This is a genomic window from Actinoplanes sp. ATCC 53533 (genome assembly GCF_003947245.1).
The window spans coordinates 19,889-29,417 of sequence record NZ_QHHV01000135.1; the positions used below are offsets into that span (position 1 = coordinate 19,889).

General features: G+C 69.6%; 10 protein-coding genes. All 10 read right to left on the reverse strand.

Annotation, left to right across the window (positions count from 1 at the left end):
- Positions 1 to 13: 13 nt before the first annotated feature.
- The 10 genes from DMB66_RS64395 to DMB66_RS37905 all read right to left on the reverse strand — a co-directional run bounded on the left by DMB66_RS64395 (position 14) and on the right by DMB66_RS37905 (position 9,302).
- Complete coding sequence (locus DMB66_RS64395) at positions 14 to 331, reverse strand: hypothetical protein (protein WP_125808942.1); 318 nt, start codon at positions 329 to 331, stop codon at positions 14 to 16.
- 149 nt (positions 332 to 480) lie between these two features.
- The gene (locus DMB66_RS37860; protein WP_125808943.1) at positions 481 to 2,415 is read right to left on the reverse strand and encodes a hypothetical protein; all 1,935 of its coding nucleotides are present in this window, start codon (positions 2,413 to 2,415) and stop codon (positions 481 to 483) included.
- 257 nt (positions 2,416 to 2,672) lie between these two features.
- Positions 2,673 to 3,341 carry an AAA family ATPase gene (locus DMB66_RS37865; RefSeq protein ID WP_199752859.1) on the reverse strand — a complete coding sequence of 223 codons (669 nt, stop codon included), beginning with the start codon at positions 3,339 to 3,341 and terminating at the stop codon, positions 2,673 to 2,675.
- Positions 3,338 to 4,576 carry a methyltransferase, FxLD system gene (gene fxlM / locus DMB66_RS37870; protein WP_233625122.1) on the reverse strand — a complete coding sequence of 413 codons (1,239 nt, stop codon included), beginning with the start codon at positions 4,574 to 4,576 and terminating at the stop codon, positions 3,338 to 3,340. The genes DMB66_RS37865 and fxlM overlap by 4 nt, the downstream gene beginning before the upstream one ends.
- Before the next feature lie 84 nt (positions 4,577 to 4,660).
- Entirely contained in the window at positions 4,661 to 5,314 is a 654-nt protein-coding gene (locus DMB66_RS37875; RefSeq protein ID WP_158647503.1) for a DUF402 domain-containing protein, read from the reverse strand.
- A gap of 89 nt (positions 5,315 to 5,403) precedes the next feature.
- Positions 5,404 to 5,922, reverse strand: coding sequence for a deaminase (locus DMB66_RS37880; RefSeq protein ID WP_199752860.1), 519 nt, complete (start codon positions 5,920 to 5,922; stop codon positions 5,404 to 5,406).
- Complete coding sequence (locus tag DMB66_RS62955) at positions 5,919 to 6,809, reverse strand: NUDIX domain-containing protein (protein ID WP_199752861.1); 891 nt, start codon at positions 6,807 to 6,809, stop codon at positions 5,919 to 5,921. Before DMB66_RS62955 ends, DMB66_RS37880 begins: the two co-directional genes overlap by 4 nt.
- Positions 6,810 to 6,851: 42 nt before the next feature.
- Entirely contained in the window at positions 6,852 to 7,919 is a 1,068-nt protein-coding gene (locus DMB66_RS37895; protein WP_125808945.1) for a protein-L-isoaspartate O-methyltransferase, read from the reverse strand.
- Between the two features lie 22 nt (positions 7,920 to 7,941).
- Positions 7,942 to 8,784, reverse strand: coding sequence for a carbon-nitrogen hydrolase family protein (locus tag DMB66_RS37900; RefSeq protein WP_125808946.1), 843 nt, complete (start codon positions 8,782 to 8,784; stop codon positions 7,942 to 7,944).
- Between the two features lie 2 nt (positions 8,785 to 8,786).
- Positions 8,787 to 9,302: an HIT family protein gene (locus tag DMB66_RS37905; RefSeq protein WP_233625123.1), complete on the reverse strand. Its 516-nt coding sequence runs from the start codon at positions 9,300 to 9,302 to the stop codon at positions 8,787 to 8,789.
- Positions 9,303 to 9,529 lie beyond the last annotated feature (227 nt).

Sequence of the window (9,529 nt, forward strand, 5' to 3'; positions counted from 1 at the left end):
CACGCCATCGCCGTTACGCCGTCCGGCGCTCGGTGGGATTGACTGAACTGATAGGCAATTTCAGCTTTGACCGCCGGCCCTCGGCGCCGACCAGCCTGTCCACCTGCTGATGTGTCACCCGGGCGACGCGCAGCTCGCCAGCCTCCGCGCCTGGCTGGCCACCAACGGCGGTTGGTGTCGGCTCCGCATTCATTACTGTGTCGAACCGTTGGATATACCGCTGTTCGAGGCCGGGCATCGGCATCTCGTCGATGTGGCCTGTCTTCGACAGGCCGCTACCTGCCCGCCACCTCCGGCACGGCACGATCGGCCGCGACCACGCCGGCAGCATGCGGGTACGCCTCACCGCGCTGCGCGCCTTCAGCCACCCGCTCGCCCCCTGGCCGTCTGCCCAGCTGGGTGCACGACCTGTTCCACCCGGCGGCCTGACACCGTTGCCTACCCCGCCCCGGAAGCGATCATCGAGACGGCTTTCGCTGCTTACCGGGTGTAGCCGCCTTCGCCGACCGGCGCTCCGGGTATAGGCAGCAGCGGTGCGAGCGCCTGCAACTGCACGATGCCGCTGGTCATCGCGGAGCGCAGGCCGATGTCGTTCGCGGCGAGCACGGTGTCGAGCACCTGCCGGACCGCGGGGATCGTGTGATGCTGGGCGCGGGCGTGCAACGTCTTCCAGACCCGCAGAGGGTCGTCAGCCGGGTTGAGGTCGTCGCCGTCGAGGTGCTGGCGGGCGAACCACAGGTCCACGCCGGCGCTGTAGGCGGCCTGCACCACCGCACGGGCGGTGCTGTCGTCGGCGGCGAGCAGATCCCAGTAGGCGACGCCGTCAGTACGCCAGCGGGGCACCTTCTCCTCGCAGTCGACGCCGACGACCGCCGCGATCGCGCCGGTGCGCCGTCCCGAGTCGGGCCAGGTCGAGCTGCCGACGTCACGGAGCTGGCACAGACGCACGTGCTCCTGCGGGTCCTCGGGATGAGGCACCCACAACGCCCGGTCGCCGAGGCGCAGCCCGCCGCCGTCGATCAGCCAGCGCCGCTCGACCACGGCCCGGGTGCCGTCGAGATCCTCCAGCAGCCGGCGCGGCGACAGGTCCCGCCAGCTCCCGTAGCCGGTGGTGAGCGTGGCAGCCCGCCGCAGATCATCTGCCACGGTGGTGGGTTGCAGCATCACGTCCAGCCAGCTCCACAGGTCCCCGGCCCGGTTCGCCAGCCGCGTGGCGACGTCGGCGAGTGCGACCTCGCCAGGTTGACGATCCTGTTCGCGGCTCAACGCGGTCAGGACCAAGGCGATCAGCAGCACCGACCCGTCCGTGGGCGCCCGCTGCGTCTGGCACGGATCAGCCCGGCTGGCGTCTACCAGTTGCTGCGCGCGGTCCTGCGCCGCCGTCCACAGCGAGCCGACTTCGATCGGCGGCCCGCTCACGCTCCTGCGTATTGGGACGCGGCGCGGCTTGACGCTTTTTCGCTCGTCATCGGGCACGGTACCGACGGCGACGATCCCGCCAACCGGGTCCGGCGACCTGGCCGGCACCGGCACCGGCTCCGGGGTCGCCCCGAACGGGCCGGGCCTGTCGATGTCGGCCGGATAGTTGACCGGGTTGAACAACTTCCACAGCAGAGCCTCGGGAAGGTCAGGTTTCGCGGTGGCTGGTGGCCGCATCGCCAGCAGGATCCGCTGTTCTGACCGAGCCGCCTCGACCCAGCCGGGGTCTAGACCACGCATCGTGCACAGCGGCACTCTTGCCGCCTCGGCGTGGCCGCGCTGCTGCCAGGTGCCGGGCATCCAGACAGTCAGCTCGCCGGCTGCGGACACCTGTCCGTACCAGTCGCCCAGAGGCCACAGCGTCGCGACGCAGTCCGGCATCATGTCCTTCTCGCGCAGCACCTGAGCGCCGCGCGACTGCATCGTTTCCGACAGCACATCCACCAGTCGCTCATCGCCGCTACCGAGCGGGCCAGGAAACCGCACCACCTGCGCCACGGGCGCGGTCGGGCACCAATACACCACCGGCAGCCCGTCAGGCGTCACCGACGCCTGCCACCGCACCGGCACGTCCGGCTCTGTGTGTGGCACCGGGGTTTCGGTCGCTGGTGCGGCAGCGCATGACTGGTCCGGGGCGGCCCACGGCGGCAACGCTGACCACGGTTGCACCGGCGCCGCGCGGCACTGCTCGTGTACATGCGTCAGCCACCAGCGCACCAACATCGCTTCAGGGGGCCAGCTCGGCGAATCGATCGTCTCCCCGCTGTAACCCCCGGCCAACCCGATCAGGTGATACACCACCGCGTACGTCGGCTCCCGTGCCGCATCACCAAGACGGTCGCAACCCGGGCAGCGAAACCGTTCGTGGTGCTGCAAACTCTTCAAGATCAGCGCATGCCGGCCAGGCAGACGCTCGAAGATCTCGTCAGCGATCACGGCCATCGTCTACCCGGCCTTCCGGTGGTGATTGACGCGCTTGCGGGCCTGCGATGCCCGGAGCAGGCCCCGGCAAGACCGTTCATGGCATCCGCCGCTGTCGACGTTACCGGCGAGCCGCTTCTGCGACGAGCCGGTGATGCCCGCGCCTCGGACTTTGCGCCTCGAGTTGCACCACCCGAGTCCGATCCCATCGATCTGACCCAGGGTCTTCGGCCTGTTCAGCGGGCTACCCGCGATCGTGCTGCACGACCCGCTCACAACCAGCCTGCACGCTGTGTCCGCGCTGCGGTACCAGCGATGCCCGGCGGCGGGTCAGCGTCGGCGGCCTTCTCCGCACATCGTGCGCAGCGGGTCGGGCACGGCGTCAAGGCTGCGGCCTCGGCGAGGCCACTGGTGTGCAGGATCGTCGTCACAACCTCCTGGAACCCCATGCTCTCCGGGATCACCACTTCGCCGGGTACACCGAGCAGGTCTCGGCCCGCGTACCAGCCGCGCATGGTTTCCGGGTCGACCGGGATCGGTTCCTCACGGCGCTGGTGCCGGCGTACCGTCTCGTCGAACGTGACGTCCATGAAGTAGCACGCGGTCGGGCCGGGATGCTTACTGAGCAGTTCCCGGACCGGGTCGCCGTACTGGCCGGTGTGCAGGATGCCTTCCAGGATCACGTGGTAGCCGCCGTCGAGTGCGGCGCGGGCCATGGTGGTAATGAAGCCCGGCGCGACCCGGTCCTCCCCGCCACCGCCATGTTCGCGCAGGATGACCCTCCTGCAATGATCCAATTCGATGACGGCCAGGCCTCGCGACCCGTACTGGCGGCGTACTTCCCGGGCGGTCGTGGTCTTCCCGCTGCCGCTGTTGCCGCGGATCACCACCAGCAGCGGCTGCTGCGGGGGATTGCGTTCGATGCAAGATCCGGTGGTCACCGCGAGCTCTCTGCTGGAGGCCAGGTCACGGCGATGGCGGTGTGTCGGCGGGCCACGACGAGCTGCGGCTGCGCGGTCGCTGCCGGTGGGGTAGTGCCGTCCGGGTGGACGGTGATCTCCGGAGCGCGCGCGTGCCGGTAGTCGCTGTCCCAGGCGGCGATGGCGTCGAGCAGGTCGGCGGTGAGCGTGTGCGCGTCGGGTCCGAAGCCGTGGGCGCCGAACTGCCAGCGGTCATCGTCGATCTTGCGCATGGTCAGGTAGGCGAGGCTGCCGGCGGTGAGCAGGGTGGGGCAGGTGAACCGGTCCTGCGGGTCGACCAGACCTTCGGTGCGTTGGCGGTCGACGGCGAGGGCGCCGAAGGGCCAGGGCTGGCTGGACAGCCACAGGTGCAGGCTCTCGAACGACTCAAGCTCTTGCATGGTGATGGTGACCGGCGACCACACGTCCACCCGGGGCCCGTCGAGGGCGGCGGTGAGAGCGTTGGAGTCCACGTCGACAGGATCGTCGAGCAGCAGGACGATGTCGTTGCCGCGCAGCGGGATCCGGCGGGCGAGCTGGCTGCGTTCGCCTTGCATCGGGACGAAGCCGCATTGCAGGAATCTGCTCGCGGCGAGGTGATCGTCGCGGCGGTGCAGGGTGAGGCAGCGGGTCAGTGTCCGCATCCGCAGGGGAAGGATGATCCGCCCGTCCGGGGTGAGTTGGTCGACCCAGAACGGCGAGACATCGCCGACTTCCATGGTGATGATGATCGCGTCGTAGGGGGCGCCGGGTGGGTGGCCGAGGTCGCCGTCGCCGTGCACCACCTGCACCTGCGGGTAGCCGGCCCGGTCGAGATAGGTACGGGCCAGTCCGGTGACCTCAGCGTCGATGTCGACGGTGACGACCAGTCCGTTCGGGCCGACGAGTTCGGCGATCAGGGCCGCCTGGTAGCCGCCGGAGCCGATCTCAAGGACCCGGGCGCCAGGGTTCAGCCCGGCCTCCTCCAGCATGAACGATTGAAGCCACGGAGCAGATACCGAACTCGTCGTCTTGCCGTCCGGCCCGCGTTTGGTCGCGACGATCGTGTCCTCGTACGCCTGCTCGGGGGTGACCGTGTCCGGCACGAACAGGTGGCGGGGCACCGTCCAGAAGGCGCGCTCGACCGCTGTTGTGCGAATCCAGTTCTTCGCCATGAGGGTTGCTGCCAGTTCGGCGCGCAGCCGGTCCGGTGTGGTGCTCTCGACCGTGGTGTCCACTGCTGCTTGTCCTTCCAGAGGGTGTTCAGCGTTGTCTTCAGGGGCCGGGCGCGGCGGCCGGTGCGGCGGGCCGCTACCGGCGCACTACCCGTGGGTGGTCAGTGCGCCGTCGGGCAGGATCGGGAGGGGCCAATCGGCGGGTACCCGCCAGCTGGTCCAGTCCTCGCCGAGAGGTCCTCGGCCTGCTTCGGCGAAGGCGAGAGCCCGGCGTCGGGCGGCTTGCACTCGCTCATGTTCGGTGTCCGGGATCAGACCCCTGCTGCGGATCTCGTCGTACTCGGCCTCGTCTTTCCATCGCCAGGTTCCGGCTGGGTCGGTGATGAGGTCCAGCAGCAGGTCACAGGTGTCGATGCCGGTCGAGGTGCGGGTCACCGGCCGCTCAAAGTTGATCTTCCAGTGTCCGGGGCTGCCGTCGATGGGCTGGTAGTGCTGGAGGCTGAAATCCGGGTCCAAGCCGATCCAGGTGACGACAATGGTGTCCCGCCAGATCCAACGGCCGAGTTCCCATTCACCGTCGGCCAGCTCGGTGACCGCCTGGCGGCGGGCACGCTCGCCGCCGCCGGTCAACGATCTGATCCAGTTGGCCAGGGCGTAGCCGGCGGCGCCAGGCCAGGTCACGAGAACCAATTGGGTGCCGTCGTCGGCGAGGACGCGGTGCGGGGCCGCGGTCCAGACCTTGCCGTCGCGTACGTCGCGTCGGACGACGGTCGAACCTGGTTCGAAGGCAGCAGATGGCAACGGAAGGCCTCCGTTCACGAGGTGGTGCTGGGCAGGAAAGGAAGGGTGGCGTGGCGCGGCGGTGATGGTGGGGCGGCTGCGCTGCCGGGTCAGCATGGATCGCCGAGGCCGCCGAGTTGGGCCAAGCTGTGCGACCAGCGGCGGAATCCGGACTCCGGCGCCGTCTGGCAGTAGCGGCGGAACTGGTCGCGGACCTCGTCACGGCGGATTCCGCCGGTCATACGGGGCGGCCGGTACCAGGGCAGGTCCGGGTGGGCCGGCCACGAGGCGGCGAGCCGGGCACCGCCGTCGGCGGGAGACTCCAGCCCGTAGTAGATCTCGTCGACCTTGAGCGCCATGGCCGCGCCCAGGCACATCAAGCAGGGTTCGAGGTTGACCGCGAGACGCACCGGGTGCGGCCGCGGGTCGAGCCCGAGTTGCCGGTCGGCGCTGATCATGGCGAGCAGATCGGCGTGGATCATCCGCCGCTGCTGGGCCTGGTCCTGGGTGAAGGCGGTGGCGATGATGACGCCGCCGGTCTCGACGACCGCACCGATGGGCATCTCCCCGCGGGCCATGCCGTCCTCGGCCGCGGCGATCGCCGCGGCGACCAGCTCGTCCGGGGTCACGGCCGCACTCCGGCGGGCGTCATGCTCGGCGTGTATCGGGTGGTCACGCCGAACGTGTCGTCGCGCAGTTCGAGGAACGCGAGCTGCGGTACCTGCTGCGCCAGCTGACGGTACAGGTGCCGGGCGACCAGTTCAAAGGTCGGCCGGAACGCGAACAACCTGATCCACGGCCGGCGGCTGAGCTCGGCACAGCATCGGTCTAGGATCTCCGCGGTCGCATCGGTGTCGAAGAACCAGCCGTGTTCGGTCAGCTGGTCTTCGCCGAACGCGATCCCGATCCGCAGCACCACCTCGATACCGTCGCCCGCCGGGATCGGGGGAAGGCCGCGCTGGGCGCGTACCGGTGACGGCAGTCCTTGCACGGCGGTGAACCGCCGTTCGACCTCGACCACGAACGCTGCGGCCTCACCGCTGCGCTGGACAGGGCCGGCGGGAGGTGAGTGGTCTGCCCATCCGTCGAGGGAGAACGGTCGGCCATTGCTGATCTGTTCCAGGGCGGCCACGGTGTACGCGATCGTGGTGGCGGGTGGCTTCGCCGGGTCCGCCCAGACCAGCCCCGCGCATTTGTGGGGTTCCCGGTTGACCGGCTGGCCTTGCCAGCCGGCGGCGAGGAAGAAGAAGCCGAGCCGCGGGTCGTCGTGGCCGTGACGGCGGTGCACGACATGAACGAACCCAAGATTCGTCTCGGACAGGTGGATACCGGTTTCCTCGGCCGTCTCCCGGATCGCGCCGGCGATCACCGATTCCCCGCCCTCGAGGTGTCCACCCGGCAGACAGAGTTGGCCGTCGGCTTCACCGGTGCCGGCGCGTTGCAGGAGCAGGACCTGGCCGTCGGTGCGGCGCAGCAGCACGTGAACGACGACGATGGTGCCGTACCGGCTGGTCATGGGTTTCCTTTCACCTCGGCTTCCTGCCTGCTCAGATGGGGATCAACGGTTCGGTGCGGCGTTTCCCGGCCGGGTGGTTGCGGTGGCGTGGCTGACGCGCAGGTCCCAGCCGGCAAGATCAGGGCCATCGTGCGGCACGAGGGTGCAGGGGAAGGACTCGGGCGCCGGGCGGCCGGTGTGTTCCCACCGATCCAGCCAGGCCCGCAGGGTGAGCAGGGACGGCGAGGTCGGACTGTCAGCAAGGATGGTCCCGTCGGTCAGGATCACCGCCGCCGAGCTTGCCGTCGTATGGCCGATGCCTCGGATCTCGTTGCGCAGGGACACCAGACTCAGTTGCGGGTCGCCGAGCGCGGCCGTGTAGGCGCTCCAGGAGCGCCAGTCCGCCTCCATCTGCCGGTACGTTTCGGTGTGCCCGGGATGCAGTAGCTGGTCGAGGGCTGCGTGGGCACCGGTGTGCTGGGCGTCGTCGGCGGCGCGCCAGCAGATGCCGATCCAGGACGGATCGGGCTGGTGGTCGCAGTGGTCGACCCAGCGTCCGGGGATGGTCTGGGCGTCGTCGACCGCAGTCGGGGTGCTCTGGGCGTAGCCGCCGCCGGTGACGGCCTCGACGCGGGGTTGTCCGGCCGTGACGGTGATGGTGGCGATGAGGGTGGTGGACGGTAGTGCCGCGATTGGCAGGCACGCGACGATCCGCCCGCCGTCGACGACCTGCTCTACCCAGGCTTGCAGGAGCAGCGGGGGCGTGCACCAGGCGACGGCACGGTCGAAGGGGGCTGCGGCGGGGTAGCCGGCAAGGCCGTCGGCGACGTGGCAGTCGACCCCGGTGACACCGCGTTCGGCGTGGATCGCGGTGGCTCTGCGGATGAGTTCGTCGCTGATGTCGACGCTGGTGACCCGGCCCTGCGGCCCGCACAACTTTGCCAGCAGTGCGCCGCTGTACCCGGATCCGGTGCCGACCTCGAGTACCCGGTCTCCGGCATGAACCTGTAGGGCGGCCACCTCGCGGCGAATCCACTCGGGCAGCGAACGGTGCACGGTTTCGCCGTACCGCTCGTGGTTGCTGTAGATGTGGGCTGATACGGCGCCGAACGCCTGGTCGAGATCGGTCACGGCTGCTCCCTCACAGGACTGGTCAGGGGTGGGTGCGGTCGAGCGTGCGGGCATCGGTGACCCGGCGGGTGGCGTAGATGTCACCGGCTCGGGCGGTGGCGCGCCATGGCCGGGCCTTGTTCAGCGCGACGTCCAAGTCTGGGTCGGTGCGGTCGAGATCGACGCAGACCACGTCAGGGCCGTCCGGGCTGGCGCGGCGCAGCAGATAGCCGTGCGGGCCGATCAGCGCCGACGAGGCGGCCGGCGCGCATTGGGCGGGCACGGCCATGCTGACCCAGCAGCCGGTGGTGGCGGCGTGCCCGCGGGCGATGATCTCGAAGATCGGGTCTTCGGAGAAGCTGGAGAACAGCACACAGTCCACGCCGAGGTCGGCCTGTTTCATCCACAGCTCGGGAAAGTTGACCTCGATGCAGAGCAGACACCCGAAGGTGAACCCGTCCACAGTGAAGGTGCAGATGTGGTCGCCGGGGGTGTAGAAGCTGGCGACCTCGTTGTGCGACAGCAGCCGCTTGTCGTAGCGGTCGGCTAGTTGGCCGCTGTCGTTGATCACCCATAGCGAGTTGTGGGGTCGGTGGTCTCCGGTGAGTTGGTGGTTGCCGCCGGCCACGACCCACACCCCGAGTTCGCCGGCCAGTGTCATCGTGGCGGCCAACTCCTCGGCGATCGGCGCCCAGTCGATGCGCCATCCGGCGTAGTGCGGCTTGTCGGCACCCGCATAGCCGGTGAGCGCGCCTTCGGCGAAGTGGACGAGCCGGGCACCCCGGTCGGCGGCCTGCCGCATGGCGGCCCGGATCGCGGTGCCGTTGGCGGCTGGGTCGACGGTGACGAGTGTCTGCGCGATGGCGATGCGAATCCGGTCGGCCATGCTCACCGCCGCTCGGAGGCCGGGTCGCCGGTCTCCCCGAGCCGGCTGCGCAGGTGCGCCGCGAGCGCGTGGACCTCGCCGGGGTCGGGGCAGCCGTCGTCGAGGTACGTCCACGGCAGCGCCCCGCCGGGGTGCGGGTCCACCACCGGTCGGGGCACGACGTGGGCGTGCAGATGGGGCACTTTGTTGCCGAGGATCTCGTAGTTCAGCTTGGCGGGCTCCAGCAGGTCCTGCAGGGCCCGGCCGACGGTGAGCATGTCGGCGAAGAACAGCTGGGCGTCGGCGGGGTCGAGGTCGGTGGGTTCACAGACGTGGCCGTCGCGCCAGATCACCCAGCAGTAGCCGCGCATCTGCCCGATCGTGGCCAGGTAGGCGTTGGCGACCTGCCCGGTGTAGATGCGTACGCCCCAGGCCGGGTCCTCGTTGGCGACGAAGGCGCACAGGACGCAGCCGGCCCCGTCCTTGGTCGCCGGCCAGTCGTCCGGCCACCGGCTCCACCCTGTTCGCTGTTCGGTCACGTGTGGTGCCTCCGTTCGTGCTCTGGCCCGGCGAATGGACGCGCAGGGCGGTTTACTGCCATCCGCTGATCTGCAGCCCGGTGCTGTTTCGCCAGACGTCGATGCTGGCGACTGTGTACGGCACCGTGTTGGATGGCAGGTCGTTGATGGACGACCAGCGGAGTTCGGCACATTTGTGCGGCTCGCGGTTGACCGGTTCGCCGTGGCGGCGGGCATCGAACTCGGCC

Excerpts from the sequence above, each read along its gene's own strand:
- DMB66_RS64395 (WP_125808942.1), bottom strand. The coding sequence starts at position 331 with ATGCTGCCGGCGTGGTCGCGGCCGATCGTGCCGTGCCGGAGGTGGCGG.
- DMB66_RS62955 (WP_199752861.1), bottom strand. The coding sequence starts at position 6,809 with ATGACCAGCCGGTACGGCACCATCGTCGTCGTTCACGTGCTGCTGCGC.
- DMB66_RS37900 (WP_125808946.1), bottom strand. The coding sequence starts at position 8,784 with ATGGCCGACCGGATTCGCATCGCCATCGCGCAGACACTCGTCACCGTC.